The sequence below is a fragment of the Ruminococcus sp. 1001713B170207_170306_F1 genome (assembly GCF_015668065.1).
In the GTDB taxonomy this organism is placed as follows: Bacteria; Bacillota; Clostridia; order Lachnospirales; family Lachnospiraceae; genus Blautia_A; species Blautia_A faecis.
In genome coordinates this window covers 1-18,562 of record NZ_JADPEX010000033.1, presented here as the reverse complement: position 1 = coordinate 18,562, position 18,562 = coordinate 1, and the positions used below count along the sequence as shown (strand labels likewise).

The window sequence follows — 18,562 nt, the reverse complement described above, 5'->3', positions numbered from 1 at the left end:
TTATGCGGATAATCGGATTTTCTATATCAAGTTTAGCCTAACACTCCAGAAAATTTCAAGACTTACTTACAGGAACAATAAATCATGATTAATAGTCGTATAAAATAACTCCTTAAACTTCTCCATATCCCATGTCTGTCCCAGCGCCCACATCATTTTCGTTACAGACGCCTCCAGCGTCATATCATAAGACTCCAGCACCGGGAACCGTTCCTTGATGACTTTTCCAACCTGGTAAACTTCCATGTCACTTCCCTCATGGGTAACCTGGGTCGCCATACACACAGGCTTGCCAGCTTCAATCCAATGCGCGATCGCATCTATAAAATTATCATTTTCGTAATGAGGCAGACCGCCTACACCGAAGGATTCAATGATCAGTCCGGAATAAGATGGAAAAAGAGCATCCAATACTTTCCCGTCAATCCCTGGAATCAGTTTGAGCAGAAAAATCTTCTGATTCATCTCATGATAAAACACCAGTGGCTTGGTGGACTGGTCTTTGTCATCAATATAAAAAATGATCTTCTGATCGTGAATGGATGCAATATCCGGATAATTAATGCTGGAAAAGGCATTGTAGCTTTTGGAAAATTCCTTCTTTGCTCTGGTTCCTGCGATCACTTTTCCCCCAAACACAATGGAAATTCCATGAGCGCGGTCGTGAGAGGCAAAGCGGAGACTGTCCAGAAGATTGGAACGTGCATCTGTAATTGCCAGATCAATAGGTTTCTGTGCACCGGTAATCACGATAGGTCTGCGGTTATTCTGGATCAGATAAGACAAAGCAGCAGCCGTATATGCCATAGTGTCCGTTCCATGGCAAAGCACAAAGCCATCATAAAATTCATATTTGGATTCGATCAGTCTGGCCAGCTTCAGCCAATGGTCTGCGCACACATTGGTACTGTCCAGGGCAAAAGGCTGAACGGTATCAATGGTGCAGAATTCCCGGGCTTCAGGAATATATTCCAACAGCTCATCTGCAGAAATCTGCGGTGCCAGCCCCTCTGCTGTATATTTGGAAGCAATGGTCCCCCCGGTTGCAATAAGAAGTATCTTTTTCATGTTGTCCCCCTGTGTAATTGTTATCCACATGTTCAATCTGCTGTACCTGCATTTTCTCAAACCTTACTTTGTAGCGAAAAGCTTTTTTTCATAAGTATTTTACTTTGTATAGACAAAGGGCCCGCCCGAATCACCCCAGGCAGGCTCTTTTATCATTTTCTCCACTTTATATAATCTCAATTCTTTCAGAAAACATTTTGCAATACATACGATATAACAAGTTTCGGTCTTTATCTCACTTTTAGTTCTCCTCAGAATCAGCGCTCTCGCTGCTGTCCTCGGCCTTGCTGTCTGCACTGTTCGCTTCTGCAGTCTCGTCTGTACTGTCAGCGCTGTCTGTAGTATCAGCTTCCTCTGCGCTGTCGCTCTTTGCAGCATCTGTCTCAGCAGTATCAGCATCATCGCTCTCATCTGCTGCCTCGACATCCTCAGAAGCAGTATCCTCAGTAGCATCTGTTGTATCTGCTGCTGCATCTTCACTTGTATCCGCTGTAGTCTCTTTAATTGTGAAACTGTGCTCATCTGTAATTGTCAAAGTAGAAAGCACCTTATCATTTACAGTAATATCAGCATCATCCAGCCATTTCTGAGTTGTCTCGGAATAGTATTCGCTGCGCTTGGTGTTCTCAAGGGACTCTTTCTTGGAAGCGGTTGCATCCTCGTCATTTACTTTGTCCATCCGAAGCACGTATACGCTGCTATCAGTCTCAACCAGCTCGCCGTAAACTTCGCCGTCCTTCAGAGTTCTCAGCGCTTCTACAACAGCGTCATCATAAGAATTGGAAATATCCTCATCATCACTGTCATTTGTGAAAATAGTTCCGGTCAGTCCGCTGTAAGTATCATCAACAGCCTTGGCTGTCTCGCCCATGTCTGCTGTCGGATCCTCTTTCATCTTATCCAGGATCTCCTGTGCCTGCTCCTTGCGGGTAGCAATATCATCATCGGTAAGGTCATCTCCACTGATGGAAATACTTACATAGCTGAAAGAAGACTGCTGTGCCTCCTCATCCGTTATGTTAACCTCAGCCTCATTGCGGATCGGATCGTAAATTCTCTGACGGTAAGTCTCAAGCTCCAGAAGAGTCTTAACCTGGTCTTCGGAAACAGCAAGCTCCTTCAGAGTGTCCTCGTCATTGTCCTGCATAAACTGTGCTGCTGCATCTGCAATAGCAGTCTCATCATCAGAAGTAACCTCAACACCGTAATCAGCTGCCTTCTCCTTCATGATGTACATCAGCTCAACCTGCTCCAGGAACTGTCCTACAGCCTGCTCACCGTATGTAGTACCAGCATTCTCATCTACTACCTGGCTCCAGATATTTCCTGCACTTCCCATAAAGCTCTTATACATAGCAACCGTCTGTGCCTGTGACTCACGTGCATACAGACTTACAACACCCATAGGAATGTCTGTGCCATCTACAGTTGCAACGGTCTTCTCTCCATCTATAGACTTACTTCCACATCCGGAAAGCATTCCAATTGCCATTACGCCACTTAATGCCACTACGGTTGTGTTCTTCACGATTTTCTTCATATTGATCACCAATTACCCTTTCACTGATGTGCCGCTTAGTCACCACGCACAGCCAGCATGATTTCCCAATGCGGACACGCTAATAAGAGTATAAAACTTTTTTCCCATGAGGGCAAGTAGAAAGGGGAAAATCTGATAGAATTCACACAATTTTCGCGAATTTCCATCGGATCTTCTCCACCCAAAACCTACTTTAAATCAAAATATCCGAAAGCATTCAACAGCCCAGCCGCCTACTACTTTTCGCTCTTTCCTTCCTCTTCCACCAATTCCATCAGTTCCTTCGCAAACACCGTCAGCGCCTGCACAATATCCCCCACTGGCGCAAACAGGAACTTCGGCTCTTTATCCGGTTTAAACTGCAGCTGTCTGCGGTACTTGGCAACCAGCGGCGGAATTCCTTCCGGGTTCAGATGTGCATTTTCGTAAAGGGTGATCCTGATCTCACGCTGCATCTGCTTGATTTCCGTAATGTAGCCCTGATGTGCCAGTGCTTTCAGTCTTGCAATAGCTAGCAGATTCAGCACTGCTTTCGGCGGCTCCCCAAACCGGTCGATCAGTTCTTCCAGCATATCATCATACTCCTGCTGGGACTCAATCCCTGCAATGCGCTTATAAATATCCAGCTTCTGGAATTCATTGCTGATGTAGGTGTCCGGAATAAAAGCATCCATATTCAGATCAATGGTAGTCTCGAAGTCTTCCATAGTATGAATACCCTTTGCCTCTTTGACCGCCTCGCTAAGCATTTTACAGTAAAGATCATAGCCCACTGCGTTCATATGCCCATGCTGCTGTGCTCCCAGCAGATTTCCCGCGCCACGAAGCTCCAGGTCACGCATGGCGATCTTGAATCCACTTCCCAAATCTGTAAACTCACGGATAGCAGAAAGTCGTTTTTCCGCCACCTCCCGAAGCATGGTGTTCCTTCGGTACATCAGAAACGCATACGCCGTCCTGTTGGAACGTCCAATCCTGCCTCGCAGCTGATAAAGCTGGGAAAGTCCGTACTTGTCAGAATCATGGATGATCATGGTATTCACATTGGAAATATCCAGTCCTGTCTCGATAATAGTAGTGGAAACCAGCACATCAATGTCCCCATTGATAAAATCGTACATAACCCGTTCCAGTTCTCTCTCGCTCATCTGTCCATGGGCAAAATCCACCCTTGCGTCCGGCACCAGTTTGGAAATCCGCAGGGCAACCTCATCAATATCTGTAACCCGGTTATAAACATAATAAACCTGGCCGCCTCTTCGCAGCTCTCTTCCGATAGCTTCCCTGACAGTCTCCTCATCATACTCCATTACATAAGTCTGGATCGGCATACGATCCATAGGCGGCTCCTCCAGCACACTCATGTCACGGATTCCGATCATACTCATATGAAGGGTTCGTGGAATGGGAGTCGCAGTCAGAGTCAGAACATCAATATCCTTTTTCAGCTGCTTGATTTTCTCCTTGTGGGTAACACCGAAACGCTGTTCCTCGTCAACGATCAGAAGCCCCAGATTCTTATACTCCACATCCTTAGAAAGAACTCTGTGAGTACCGATCACAACGTCTACCTGTCCTTTTTTCAGATCCTGCAAAGTCTTTTTCTGCTGGGCAGGTGTACGGAATCGGCAAAGCAGATCCACGCGCACCGGAAACTCCTTCATTCTCTGGACAAAGGTGTTGTACACCTGCTGCGCCAGAATGGTAGTTGGTGCAAGGTAAACAACCTGCCGGCTCTCCTGCACCTCTTTAAACGCTGCGCGAAGAGCAACCTCCGTCTTACCATATCCAACATCTCCGCACACCAGACGATCCATGATCTTGGTGCTCTCCATATCCCGCTTGGTATCCTCAATGGCGTTCAGCTGATCCTCTGTCTCCTCATATGGGAACATTTCCTCAAATTCCTTTTGCCACACTGTATCCGGGCCACACACATACCCCTCTTTTTCCTGACGCACAGCGTAAAGCTCCACCAGCTCTTTGGCGATATTTTTGACAGCGCCCTTTACCTTGGACTTCGTGCGATTCCACTCCTGGGTTCCCAGCTTGTTCAGCTTCGGTGCCCTGGCTGTATCTGCGCCGGAATATTTCTGCAGCGCATCCAGCTGCGTCGCCAGAATATACAGATTGCTTCCGTCACGGTATTCAATCTTGATATAGTCTTTTAAGACCTTATCTACTTCAACTTTCTCAATTCCACGGTAAATTCCCAGTCCATGCTTTTCATGGACCACATAATCCCCGATAGACAGCTCTGCAAAATCCTGGATCCGCTTGCCGTTGTAGACTTTTTTCTTTTTCTTTTTTTTCTGCTCCTGACCGAAAATATCGGACTCTGTGATCACCGCAAATTTGATCAGTGGATACTCAAAGCCTTTCCGGGCGTGTCCATAGAGGACCATAATTTCCCCTGGATTGATCACACGGTCATAATCTGAACCGTAAAAAGCATTCAGCTCATGCTCCTGCAAATCCTTCGCCAGACGCTCCGCCCTTGTCCTGGAACCGGAAAGCAAGGCAATCTGGTAGCCTTTTTTCTTATACTTTTTCAGATCCTCCACCAGAAGCTCAAAGCTGCTGTTATAAGAAGTTACACTCTGCACCGTCAGATTGTATTTCTCCGAGGCAAAATTCCACTCCACGCCTCTTGGCTCCAATGCCGACAACGACACTGCACGAAGTTTATTCAGTTCTTTCTGAACCTTGGAAAATTCACAAAGCCACTGAACCGGAAGGTTCTTTTCCCCTTTTTCTTCGCGATGTGTGCGGCTGGCGGCATACTCTTCCTCCACGCCCAGTCCGTTTTCCAGAATACGGTTGGGTTCATCCAGAAACAGAAGCATTTTTTCTTTGGGAAAATAATCCACAAAAGATACCATCTTTTTGCCATCATTCCACTCCACAGCCGGATAAATGGCAATCTCATCCAGATTTTCAAGAGAGCGCTGGCTCTCTGCGTCAAAGCTTCGGATAGAATCCACTTCATCTCCCCATAGCTCAATTCTCCATGGATTCTCTTCTGTAAGGGAATAAATATCTACTATACCACCGCGCACAGAAAACTGTCCCGGCATTTCCACCTGTCCTACGCGTTCATATCCAAGCTGCACAAGGGTATTTTTCAGTACATCCATGTTGATCACGCTGTCAGAATAGAAATGAAGCACCTTTTTCCCGATTTCTTCCAGGGGCATCAGATAGTCCATACAGCCGTCAATGCTGGTAACCACAGTCAGTTCCTTCTGCTCCAGAAGTGCCTTTACCACACACATTCTCTGGCGGATCAACAGATTTCCCTGAATATCTGCCTGGAAAAAGAGAAGATCCTTCGCCGGGTAAAACATGGTATTTTTGTCATAAAAGCGCAAGTCCTCGAAGATTTCCTTAGCCTGGCGCTCATCTCCTGCGATCACAAGGCGCATAGGTGTTTTGCCGGAAAGCCCATGGATCAGATGTGCCTTCTGGGATTCCAGGCAGCCTGTGATCTGCACAATGCCCTGATTTTTCTCAAGGCTTTTCTCTATTTCTTCAAATTCTGCCATCCCCTTCAGGGGCTGGGTAAATGAAAGCATGGCTTTCCTCCTTTTCTCAAAAGCCGCACCTCAGAGCCCACCCAAAACATGAAACCATTCCTGCAAGCTATCTGCACGTCATAATTTTCACAAAGCTTTTTGGGGACGCTCCAGGGGCAAAAGAAGCCCAGCTTGTTGCTGGACTTCCTTTGTTACTCAGTAACCCTCTTTCGGTTGTATTCATTCATCGCCGCATCCGGACCATCTGTTATGATTTTTTCTACAGCGTCTGCTGCAAACTCAATTGCTTCATCCACGAGCTTGCGGTCCCCGGATGAAAAACGGCCAAGCACATGGTCTGCCAGATCCCATCCTTTTGGTTTGGCTCCTACACCAATTTTTACACGCATGAATTTCTGTGTGCCAAGTCTGCCAATAATGTCCTTCAGACCATTATGGCCGCCTGCACTGCCCTGCTTCCGGATACGAAGCTGTCCCGGCTCCAGATCAATATCGTCCTGAATAATGATCAGCTCACTCTCCGGATTGATTTTGAAATAAGCAGCCATCTCCTGTACCGGACCACCGCTTAAATTCATAAAGGACAAAGGTTTCATAAAGATTACCTTCTCTCCTCCGATGAATCCGGAACCGTACATAGCATTAAATTTTACGCCGCCCTGCGGAATCTTATGACGTTCCACAAGCACATCGATCGTATCAAAACCCATATTGTGGCGGGTCGCCTCATACTGCTTCCCGGGGTTTCCCAGTCCAACAACTAAATACATAATCTTATTTTCCTTATTCTACTACGAAAGTCCTCCACAGCAATTCCAAAGCTCTGGTCAGCCACAGCCCTGTAATCACTGCCGCAACCGGCTTAACCAATAGCATAAAACAGATGACTTTCATTTATTATCGAATGATATGAGTGTCAAAAGGTCTTTTGACACTCATTTGATACCCGGATTGCTACGCAGCTACGTTGCTCCCGCAATCCTCCAAATATTCGAAATCCGCTGATTTACTGCGTAAATCGCTACTTTCTCATATTTGGCGTGTCCCAAGTTCAAAAGCCTTATCGTGCAAGCACGAACAGCTTTTTGACCTTTTGACACTGGTATCATCAAATTAGTTGAAATAAACCATCTCATCAGCCAGAGGTTCGCACGGGGTCACATTCTCTGCATAAAGAACAATTCCCTCGCCCTGGTACTCAGAACGGTTTTCAAAGGCAACCTTGGCAGTCACCTCAACCCACTCGCCGGGCTTCAGCTTCGGTGCATATGCACTCTTACAGATATATCCCAGGAATGAAGTATCATCTGCACAGCAGGTCATGGCAGTACGTCCCGGAATGAAGAACTTGCTTCCCATACCTCTCGGACGTCTTGCACGAGCCTTAAAGCGAAGAGTTTTTCCCACATAGCGATCCGGATGATCCATAGCATCTACAAACCAGATTCCGTAATCTTCAGGCGGAATATCTACAATCTCTGCATCCAGGTCAAATGGCATCTGATCTGCAAAAATATCCGTCATCTCGCCTTCTTCGTCCTCAAAAATAACCTCTGCACTTGGGTTTACAACCTTAATGCTTCTGCGGAAGTTTGCAAGAGGATATTCTTTCTTGCTGCGGTTAAACACAACCATATCCGCATTACGAACCATATCCATAAAAATGGATTTCATATTCTGCATATATACCTGGAATGTGCTTGCATCTACACAGGTAATGTGCTGTTCAATTCCCCAGCCTGCCGGGAGCTTCATCTCCTCAAATTTGCTTACCAGCCACATTCCATTATATTCCATAACCACACGCTCCGGCTGATGGATAATATCCAGTGCCTGAAGGCGCTCCGGTGTAAAATCTTCTTCTTTCTCAATAACCTCAACTACAACATTATCTTTTGCAAGAGCCTCTTCATCGTACTCTTCCTCTCCCTCTTCGCAGAGAATGAGAAGTGTCTTTCCCTCTGTACGGAAGTAATCCTGCTGGAGGGTAAAGCTAAGGAAAGAGGTCTTGCCGCTTTCCAGGAAGCCGGTTATGAGATAAATCGGTACTGTAATTTCATCCATTTACAGAAACCTCCCTGTATTTTTCTTAATTAAAAGCAGTACGTTCGCATATATCGCTTATAAACAGCAACAAATAAGCTTACCAAAAGTCTTTTATCCCGTTTATATGTCAATCATTAAGCTACGCCGAACAGCTTGACCAGTTTCTCTTCATTTAACTTGGAACCAATTACGCAAAGACGTCCGGTGTACTCCGGTGAACCTTCACGGATCTCAGTTTCTTCCGGAACCATATCGAAGTAGATCCATGTTCCGTCCTCTGCCGGAAGCATTCCCTTAGCACGAAGGATCACGCCATACTCTTCAGAAGCGGAAAGGCTCTCCAGCATTTTCTCAAGCTCTTCTCTTGTAAACTTCTTAATAGTCTCACGTCCCCAGCTGGTAAATACTTCGTCTGCGTGATGATGGTGATGATCATGATGATGTCCGCAGCCACATTCGTCATCATGGTCGTGATGATGATGCTCATGATCGTGGTCATGTCCGCAGCCGCACTCGTCATGGTCGTGATGATGATGCTCGTGATCGTGGTCATGTCCGCAGCCACATTCATCATCATGGTCATGATGGTGATGATGCTCATGATCGTGGTCATGTCCGCAGCCGCACTCATCATCATGGTCGTGATGATGCTCGTGATCGTGGTCATGTCCGCAACCGCACTCATCATCATGGGCATGATGATGATGCTCATGCTCCTCTTTCAGCAGCTCATCCGCCAGAGATACCGGATGCTCCATAACCTCCAGGATTTTCTTTCCATCCAGCTTCTCAATCGGAGTGGTAATAATAGCTGCCTTCTCATTGATAGAACGAAGAAGCTCCATAGACTCCATTGCTTTCTTCTCGTCTACAATATCGGTACGGCTCATGATAATCGCGCCTGCATACTGAACCTGATTGTCAAAGAACTCGCCGAAGTTTCTCATATACATTTTGCATTTCTTGGCATCAACAACTGTAGTGTAGCTGTTCAGCTGAATATCAACATCCTCTTCCACACCCTGTACAGCCTTGATAACGTCGGAAAGCTTACCAACACCTGATGGCTCGATCAGGATACGGTCCGGATGATACTTCTCTACAACTTCCTTCAGGGAAGCACCAAAATCTCCAACCAGAGAACAGCAGATACATCCGGAGTTCATCTCACGGATCTCGATTCCGGCATCTTTCAGGAATCCCCCGTCAATACCAATCTCACCGAACTCATTCTCGATCAAAACTACCTGTTCACCTTCAAATGCTTCTTTCAGCAGTTTCTTAATAAGAGTTGTCTTACCAGCTCCAAGGAAACCGGAGATAATGTCAATCTTTACCATTTTGTATTCCCCTTTCTATTATGCCAGAAAAAGGGGACATGACCAAGTCACATCCCCTAATATATTTATCCCAATTTCACAGTTTTATGCAAATCAGCCGTTGATCATGAAGTGCATAAGCTTATCAATGTCTTCTTTCTCATATGCAACGATCTCAAGCTCCGGAATCTCACCGTTAGAGAAGATGTTTGCAAGAGATACATACTGTGATAATTTAGATTTCAGGTTCAGTCTGTCACCTTCGCCAGTTACAAGCTCTACTTTACCAGCGCAGCTGTCTACTACATCAAAAAATTTCTGAATGTCTTTAATATTAGATACCTTCATGTCAATATTCTCCTTTCAACATGTACAACTTTTTCCATTTCTTTTTGTTCGGGCTCATTATATCTCAACTTTTTCCAAATAGCAACAGGTTTTTCACCTTCTGGGAAAAAATCCCCAACAGTCACAAACAAAACCCGAATTTGCCCCATTCTTTGGGTATTTTTAATACTAAATTATCACAGCAATCTGAAAATTGTCTGTGAGAATTGTTCCTTGCGGAATTTGACAGCTTCTAATACTGGAACACAGCAACCCCGTAAGCTGGCAGCGGATAAGCAAAGGAGAACGGACGATTGTCACAATCCTGCTTTTCTGCCTTAAATACCTTCTTCGCAGTCTGTCCGTTTTCATCCAGAACCAGTGTGTATTGTTTCTTCTTCGGCACACCAACACGGTAATCCGGACGTTCTACAGGAGTGAAATTGCATACTACCAGAAGGTTATTTCTTTTTGTAGGGGATTTCCTTACGAAGCTGTAAATACTTCTGTCCCCGTCATCTGCATTGATCCACTCAAAGCCAGACGGATCCGTATCCGTTCCATAGAGCGCAGGATATTTGCGATACATCTTCAGCAATGTCTGCACAAAATCCTTCAAATCCCGATGCTTCTCTTCCCCAAGAAGGAACCAGTCAAGTTCTCTCTCCTCGCTCCACTCCCGAAGTTGACCGAATTCCTGCCCCATAAATAAAAGCTTCTTGCCCGGATGGCAGAACATAAATGTATAAGCAGCCTTCAGATTCTTAAACTTATCATCTAGCTCACCTGGCATTTTCTCCAGCATAGACTTCTTCAGATGAACCACCTCATCATGGGAGATTACTAACACATATTTCTCACTGTAAGCATATGTCATGGAGAAAGTCATCTTATTATGGTTAAACTTACGGAAATAGGGGTCCAGCTTCATATATTCCAGGAAGTCATTCATCCAGCCCATGTTCCATTTCAGGGAAAATCCAAGGCCGTCATCCTCTGCCTTACCTGTAACCTTCGGCCATGCGGTAGACTCCTCTGCAATCATCACAGTACCATGGTTTCTTCCAAGAACCACTGTATTCAGATGCTTAAAAAACTCAATTGCTTCCAGATTCTGATTTCCGCCATATTTATTGGCTACCCACTGACCATCATTCTTTCCATAATCCAGATACAGCATGGATGCAACGGCATCCACACGAAGACCGTCCACATGACACTCCTCGATCCAGAACAGAGCATTTGCGATCAGGAAGTTCTTTACCTCCGGTCTGCCATAATTGTAGATCTTGGTTCCCCAGTCCGGATGCTCTCCCTGTCTGGGATCTGCATGCTCATAAACTGCAGTTCCGTCAAAATTCGCCAGTCCATGGGCATCCTTGGGAAAATGTGCCGGCACCCAGTCCAGAATAACCCCGATTTTCTGTCTGTGAAGATAATCTACCAGATATTTGAAATCCTGGGGTGTTCCATAGCGGGAAGTAGGCGCATAATAACCGGTGACCTGATATCCCCAGGAACCGTCAAAGGGATGCTCTGCAATCCCCATCAGCTCCACATGTGTATAGCCCATATCCTTCACATACTGGGCAAGCTTCACCGCCAGTTCCCTGTAATTGAAAAAGCCTTTCTCATTCTCCTCTGTAGCCGGATGCTTCATCCAGGAGCCAGGATGTACCTCATAGATCGCCATGGCATCCTTAGTCTCGTCAAATTTCTGACGATTCTTCATCCAGGTGGTATCTTTCCATTTGTAATCCCCGATATCCGTGATTCTGGATGCCGTTCCCGGTCTTAATTCTGCCTCATTTGCATAAGGGTCAGCTTTATAAATATGCTCCCCGTTCATTCCTACAATAAAAAACTTATACAGCTGTCCAATTTTCGCTCCAGGGACAAATGTCTCAAATACACCGATCGGACCTGCCTTTTTCATTGGAGCAGCCTGTTCATTCCAGTCATTAAACTCTCCAATTACAGAAACAGCTTGCGCATTAGGTGCCCATACTGCAAAATAAACACCTTCTTTTTTCCCTTGTTTCACAGGATGTGCGCCAAGCTTTCTGTAAACATCATAATGGGTTCCCTGACCAAAGAGATACTGGTCAAGCTCTGTAAACTGTAATTTCTCTCCCATCAGAAAGTTACCTCCCTAAACTTTCAAATTCTTATGCACATTATAGCATACTCTTTTCCTCCATGCCACCAAAAACTTGTCTATTATTCATAAAAAATCTACATCAAAATTCATTTTTACTGTAAAAAAATACGCCTGTACTTTGACATTTTTCTCATAAGTACAAGCGTATACTATCATTCACACTATACAGCATCTGCGATTTCCGGAAGTCCCGAAGCTTAACACATATGCCAGACAGGCTCTAGAGCCTCTTATTTTCTCCGTTATTCGCCTGAGTCGCTGCTAAAATCCCCTTCGCTATTCTCACTGCCGTCTGTGTATCCGTCACTTTCACTGCCGTCGCTTCCATCACCGGAACCATCACTGAAGTCGCTCTCATCTCCATTACTGCTGTCATCTGAACTGCCATCAGAAGTTCCATCTGTGGAAGAGTCCTCAGAAGAGCCATTTCCATTATATCCAGGCACATAACCTGCATCAAGGGCGCTCTGCCAGAACTCTGCATATTTTGCTGGCTGAAGGGTAACATTCTTCGCCGCTGCCATCTCACTTACCGTTACCAGTTTATATCCCTGTGCAATAAGATCTGGAATCAGTCTGAGTGCCGCATCAACTGAAGGACCATGAATATCATGCATCAGAATAACGGCTCCGTCTCCCAGATTGCTGTCATTCATAATGCCATTGTAATCCAGATCTGCATCCAGATATTTCCAGTCCAGACTGTCAATAGACCACAAAATAAAAGGTTTCCCAACTGCCGAAATAATTTCATCATTGCAGTCTCCATAAGGCGGACGAATTACCGTGGACTCCTGTCCACAGGCATCGATCAATGCCTGATCGGTATCGCCGAATTCCTTTATAACATCATCAATACTCAGATTCAGCATATCCTGATGATCCCAGGAATGGTTTCCGATCTCACAGCCAAGTTCCACCATTCTCTTCACTTCGTCCGGATACTGTCCAACCAGCTGTCCCAACATAAAGAAGGTAGCATGTGCATTGTTCTCCTCCAGACAGTCCAGAAGCTTGTCTGTATACTGTCCCGGACCATCATCAAAGGTAAGTGCGATCAAAGGGCGTTTCTTCTCAGCATTGTAAGAACCATCCTCATTAAAATAATAATCGTTTACCCCCTTGGTCACCCAGCCGGTCTGCATGTATCCATTGGAATCAAATGCATATTTCACTCCGTCAATCTCTGCAAAACCATTGGTATAATATGTACCATCTGCATTCTGATACCAGCGTCCGCTGGAATCCTCATGCCAGCCTGGAGTCAGTGAAGAAACCTTGGTCACATCGCTCTGTCCTTTCAGAGGCTGTCTCAGAGCATCTGTAGAATTGGAATCCGCATTCGAAGCAGCTCCGTCACCTGCATCCGCCTGCACGCTCTGTGATTTTCCAGTACTCTTTCCTCCCACACGACTTACGATTGGAAAAATCACTCCTCTTATTACAAAAATCACAGCCAGCACCATTGCCACAACATAGGTAACCAGCTTAATGATCTTCCTTCGTCTTATCTGGCGCTGTTTCCTGCGCATTCTTTCGCGCAAAACCCTTCTATCCATTCATATTCCCTCTTTATCTCTCGTTACATAGTGGAAAAAATTTTCCGCAAAAAAGTTCTGTCATAGCACTTCTCTCAGCTCCAGATCATCTGTTACAAGAAGAATATCCGCTTTCTTTCCAACAGAAAGGGAACCAACTTCATCATAAATACCAATACTCTTTGCCGGATTTCGTGTTGCTGCAAAAATCGCTTCTTCAAGGGGAACACCAAAAGAAACAGCCTTGCGCATACAATCATACAGGTTCGTAGCAGAACCGGCAATCGTACCGTCCTTCAAAGTTGCCTTACAGTCCTTCATCGTTACTTCCTGTCCACCCAGCTGGTAGGTTCCGTTCTCCATTCCAGTAGCCATCATAGAGTCACTGATCAGTACAATCCTCTCTGGTCCAAACATCTTAAATGTAGCGCGGATCACAGCGGGATGAATGTGAATGCCATCACAGATCATCTCTGCCATACACTGCCCATCATCACAGGCAGCTCCGATCAGTCCTGGTTCTCTGTGCGCCAGTGGCTGCATGGCATTATAAAGATGTGTCACATGGTGTGCACCTCTTCTCATGGCCTCCGCTGCTGTATCGTAATCAGCTGCTGTATGACCAAGGGAAATGCACACCTCATTATGTACCTCATCAATGAATTCCATAGCACCATCCACATTCGGTGCCAGAGTTACCAGCTTCACCATATTTCCGGAATATTCATTCAGTTCACGGAAAAATCCGGCATCTGGTTTGCGGATATAGCCCTCCACATGGGCGCCTTTTTTCTTCGCATCCAGAAATGGGCCTTCCATATTGATTCCCCGGACAGCAGCTCCGTCTTTCATTTCTCCCACAGTCTTAATAGTAGCAAAAATTTCCTTCAGTTCTTCTGCCGGCAATGTCATGGAAGTAGGACAATAGGAAGTAATTCCGTGACTCTTTTCGTATTTCAGAATAATCTTAAGTCCTTCCGGATCAGCATCAGAAAAATCATGTCCAAATGCACCGTGACTGTGAATATCCACCAGCCCCGGAAGCACCCTGAGCCCAGCCGCGTCTACAATCGTCTTGTCCGTAACCTCATCCTCTGAAGCCACGATTCTATGATTCTCCACATACAGATCCTGTAATCTGAAGCTTCCATCCTCCTGAAAAACTTCTCCATTTTTAATAATCATAACTCCATTCCCTCCTGAGATTCATTGGCTGCTGTTTCTGTTATAAGCGGCAACCGTCAATTCTCCGTACTGTCATCCTGTGTATCTGTTGAAGCATCCGCTGCTGTGCCTGTATCTGCGGTTGCACCAGCTTCCTGCTCTTCTGCTGTATCCCCGCCATCCGTGCTCTGTCCGTCAGTTGTACTGCCATCTGCATGATCTGCTGCTTCTGTTCCCTCAGCAGCCTGTGCGGCCTCACCTTCAGCAGATGTATCCGCTGCTGTCTGATCATAATTTGCATTTGCAATAATGAAATCCTGAACTCTCATAAGTCCGATACTCTCATCCACTGCAACCTGACCGTAAGTATCGATAAGAACTGCAAGATCGCCAGAAGCATACTGCTCTACCAGCTGATTCTGGATTGCAAGGCTTTCCTCATCCTCCAGAGTCATTCCCTCTGCGTCCATGATTCCCTGAATAAGCAGATTCTGTTTTACCTTGGCCTGGGCATACTGCTGGCACTGGGCTTCGAAATCATCCATGGAAACGCCCTGAGACTCTACGAAGTCTTCAAGCTCCATATTTCCCTGCTTCGCGTATGCTTCTGCCTGTTTCTTAAATGTCTTCACTGCCTCTTCTACGTCTTTCTCCGGATATTCCACAACCTCAGAATTGGTGTAAACAGTATTCCATGCAGTGCTGCGCAGACTGCTGTCGGCCTGATCCTGTGCCTCCTGCTCCAGCTGTGCGCGAACAGAAGCCTTATATTCATCAATTGTCTTGTAATCGGTATTCGCTGCAACCCAGTCATCGGTCAGTTCCGGTGGTCTCTTAAAGCTCTGCACGGTAATCTGGAATACTGCATCCTGTCCAGCCAGTTCACTGTTGCGGTAGCTCTCCGGGAAGGTTACCGATACGTCTTTAGTCTCACCCTTCTTCATTCCCACGATTCCTTCTTCAAATCCGGGAATCATTGTGCCGCTTCCGATCACAAGGTCATAATTATTACCAGTTCCACCTTCAAAAGCTTCCCCGTCTTTTGTACCTACGAAATTAATAGTAGCGGTATCACCATTCTGGATGACAGCGTTCTCATCTGTCACTTCCACTGAATTATCTTTCAAATTCTCTGCGATACGATTCTCAATATCCTCATCTGTCACTTCTGGTACAGAATTATCAAGAGTTATCCCCTTATAGTCTGCAATTGTAACGTATTTCTCCACATTATCCACTGAAACCAGGCGTGTCGCACCGGTAGAATCTGTATAAGGTTCCTGTACCTCTTCTTCCTCTGCCGAATCCTCTGCCTGCTGCTCTGTGGCAGTGCTCTCACTCTCTGTACTGGTAGTTTCTTTATCACTTCCGCAGCCATTTACAGCAAGTGCCATACACATTACTAACGCTGCCAAATATACTTTTCTTTTCATTTCATACTCCCTTCAGTTACTCTTTTATAAAATTATCACATTTTCTATTAAAAAGAAAGCCCACTGAGGCAATCATTTTTATTTTGCCTCTCCACCGTTACTGTTCACTGGAAACGTTCCGCGAGGTGCTTTTTGTGAACAACGTTCACAGAAACCCCGGGAATCTCAGCGCGAAATCATGCGAATGCATGATTTTTGTGCAGCTGGTCTTATCAGCCGCCGTTCATCGGCGGTACAGGAGTGGGTCTGGATGAGTCAAATACCTGGCTTACGTCAAACAGATCTGCCAGCATGTCCGGATTGTAATACATTCGGTATCCATCCACATTTCTTCTTCCCATTCGGAAATATTCATCCGTCATCTGTACAAAATATTTGTTAGAGTCCACATTGCAATAATAATCATAGCCCTGGGATTTCAGATATTCAAATTTCTCATTGCCAGTGTACTCTCCGCCGTTATTAATATCTGCTCCGAAAGCAAAGATAATAATATCTGTTCCGCCAATAAGCGGGTCAATGTTCTCTTTGAAATTCTGTGTATCTGTTTCAAGGCGTTCCATGGAAACTGTGGACATGTTTTTATGTCCCCATGTATGGCTGGCAAAAGTCCAGCCCTCCGCCTTCATGGCATCTGCGACCTTTTTCGCTTCTGCCCGCTCTGTATCCAGATCAAAATCAGGATGCGCGTCAAGCCACGCCTTTTTATCATCATTCAGATCATCTGGTCTTGTCTGATAGCTGATATCTGTGCGGTAACCCAGGATTCCATTGTAGCCTGTAAGCGCTACAATTCCCTTATGTCCATGATATGCAAAATCAGGATGTTCCTCCACAAACCGGTCGATCAGCGGTACAACATCATAGTCACCTACAACTGTGCTTCCATCATCCTGTACATATTCGTTGCGAACCTTCCCCTCTTCGTCTATAACAAGCTTGGTGGCAATTCCATCTCCATCCTGGGAGTGATAATAACATACATCGTCCTGCGAAAGAACAAACGGTGTTTTTCCCTTAGGAAGATAAATCTGCTTTGCCTGCATTTTCCCATTTTCATCAACGTCTGCCAGATCATAAAGGTTTACCATTACATATCCCTCGTCATACATGATCTGGGTTATCTTATTAAACTCATCCATAGTGGTCATAACCTGATTATAACCATCTGTCTTGTAATCTCCATCAAACGCCTTGGAAGTATCCACGATCAGGGAATGATAAAAAATGTGAGTTACCTGTTCCGGAGACCAGGCTACACATTTATCCTTTTTCTTCTGGAATTTCTCTGCAGCATTCTGAAAATGGACATTTCTCACATATGCATTGTCCTTCTGCAAAAGGCTGATTGCACCGTCATAATCATACTGGGCAGCTTTCTCCTTGGCTGTGGTCAGTACCTTCTTCTCGTGACGGATCTGCCTCCTGATGATACCTGTGCCGGCAGCTGCTGCCTGTGGCATAACCCCATTTAAATCTATGGCTGCTGTCTGGGCTGCTTCCTGCTCTGGCTGATTTGCAGAATCTGAAGAATTATCTTCTGTTTTCTCTTTATCGGACATATTCCCGGATTTATCCTGTGCAGTATCCTCTGAATTGTCATCTGTATTTCCAGTTGTCTCATCACTGTCATCTGCCGTGCCTTCACCAGATTCCGGTTGTATATCTGTACTGTCTGAGCTGTCAGCAGCTTCCTCTGTATTAATATCGGGGTTTTCGGTGCTTTCGGGGTTTTCGATGCTTTCGGTGCTTTGGTCAGCCTTTGCCAGTTCTTCTGCTGCCTTGCTCTCTTTACCGGAATTCTTATCAGGAACCAAATCCCTTACCTTGGCTACCAGCGTTTCCATGCCGTCTTTTAACCCTGTCTGCTCTCTATAAAAGTATCCCACACCGCCCAACACTGCCAAAGCAGTAATAATAAGAGCCAGATTACGATTCCGTATCTGCCTCTTCTTTCTCTTCAGATTGCGCTCATGTCTCTCGCGCCGTCGTTCTTCGTAATATATCTCTTCCTGGTGTTCCTTCTCTGCCAGTTCCTGTAATTCTCTGTCAAGCTCCCGCTTGGACTGGCTGTCGGGAACTTTATTCTCTTCCAGACCAGGCTGTTCCTGTTCTGTATCCGATTTCTTCATAATGTATAACTCCTAACTATACTGTAAGCCCCCCTCAAAACACCTTCTTCCCGCAAGACCAGTTAATAAAGAAAACCTACAAAGCTTCCTATTAATCCTGAACGGAATCTGTAATCTGGCATTTATTATAACCATACCAGATAAATCTATCCATTCTGTAACCAGTAGATTTCTATTATACATGATATTCAAAATAATTACCACCTCTTCTCAGTAAATATTGGTACTATGTCAAGATTTAGTACAAGTTAAAATGAGGTTTTCCCCATCTTAACTTGCCATTGGCTCTTCGTTCTGT

Annotated in this window: 12 protein-coding genes; all 12 read right to left on the bottom strand. The window is 45.4% G+C overall.

Features of this window, described 5'->3' with window-relative positions:
* Positions 1-66: 66 nt before the first annotated feature.
* On the bottom strand, positions 67-1,068 hold the full coding sequence (locus I4V84_RS16990; RefSeq protein WP_173734763.1) for an asparaginase: 1,002 nt from the start codon (positions 1,066-1,068) through the stop codon (positions 67-69).
* A 241-nt stretch (positions 1,069-1,309) separates the two neighbouring features.
* A complete protein-coding gene (locus I4V84_RS16985) occupies positions 1,310-2,596 on the bottom strand; it encodes an FKBP-type peptidylprolyl isomerase (protein WP_207748690.1) in 1,287 nt (428 codons plus the stop codon).
* A gap of 248 nt (positions 2,597-2,844) precedes the next feature.
* Positions 2,845-6,183: a transcription-repair coupling factor gene (mfd, locus tag I4V84_RS16980; RefSeq protein ID WP_118583702.1), complete on the bottom strand. Its 3,339-nt coding sequence runs from the start codon at positions 6,181-6,183 to the stop codon at positions 2,845-2,847.
* A gap of 152 nt (positions 6,184-6,335) precedes the next feature.
* Positions 6,336-6,914, bottom strand: a complete 579-nt coding sequence (gene pth, locus I4V84_RS16975; protein WP_173719233.1) for an aminoacyl-tRNA hydrolase — start codon at positions 6,912-6,914, stop codon at positions 6,336-6,338.
* Positions 6,915-7,257: 343 nt separating this feature from the next.
* Positions 7,258-8,208 (bottom strand): GTP-binding protein, encoded by a 951-nt coding sequence (locus I4V84_RS16970; protein WP_148461569.1) that lies wholly within the window; start codon positions 8,206-8,208, stop codon positions 7,258-7,260.
* A 116-nt stretch (positions 8,209-8,324) separates the two neighbouring features.
* Entirely contained in the window at positions 8,325-9,530 is a 1,206-nt protein-coding gene (locus tag I4V84_RS16965; protein ID WP_195993024.1) for a CobW family GTP-binding protein, read from the bottom strand.
* 93 nt (positions 9,531-9,623) lie between these two features.
* The gene (locus tag I4V84_RS16960) at positions 9,624-9,857 is read right to left on the bottom strand and encodes a polya polymerase (protein ID WP_118577545.1); all 234 of its coding nucleotides are present in this window, start codon (positions 9,855-9,857) and stop codon (positions 9,624-9,626) included.
* 232 nt (positions 9,858-10,089) lie between these two features.
* On the bottom strand, positions 10,090-11,973 hold the full coding sequence (glgB, locus tag I4V84_RS16955) for a 1,4-alpha-glucan branching protein GlgB (RefSeq protein ID WP_173719231.1): 1,884 nt from the start codon (positions 11,971-11,973) through the stop codon (positions 10,090-10,092).
* Positions 11,974-12,239: 266 nt separating this feature from the next.
* Entirely contained in the window at positions 12,240-13,556 is a 1,317-nt protein-coding gene (locus tag I4V84_RS16950; RefSeq protein WP_148461566.1) for a polysaccharide deacetylase family protein, read from the bottom strand.
* A gap of 60 nt (positions 13,557-13,616) precedes the next feature.
* Complete coding sequence (gene nagA / locus I4V84_RS16945) at positions 13,617-14,720, bottom strand: N-acetylglucosamine-6-phosphate deacetylase (protein ID WP_118577548.1); 1,104 nt, start codon at positions 14,718-14,720, stop codon at positions 13,617-13,619.
* Between the two features lie 56 nt (positions 14,721-14,776).
* Positions 14,777-16,132, bottom strand: coding sequence for a trigger factor (gene tig / locus I4V84_RS16940; RefSeq protein ID WP_195993023.1), 1,356 nt, complete (start codon positions 16,130-16,132; stop codon positions 14,777-14,779).
* A gap of 212 nt (positions 16,133-16,344) precedes the next feature.
* Positions 16,345-18,264: a polysaccharide deacetylase family protein gene (locus I4V84_RS16935; RefSeq protein WP_334286141.1), complete on the bottom strand. Its 1,920-nt coding sequence runs from the start codon at positions 18,262-18,264 to the stop codon at positions 16,345-16,347.
* Between the last annotated feature and the right edge of the window lie 298 nt (positions 18,265-18,562).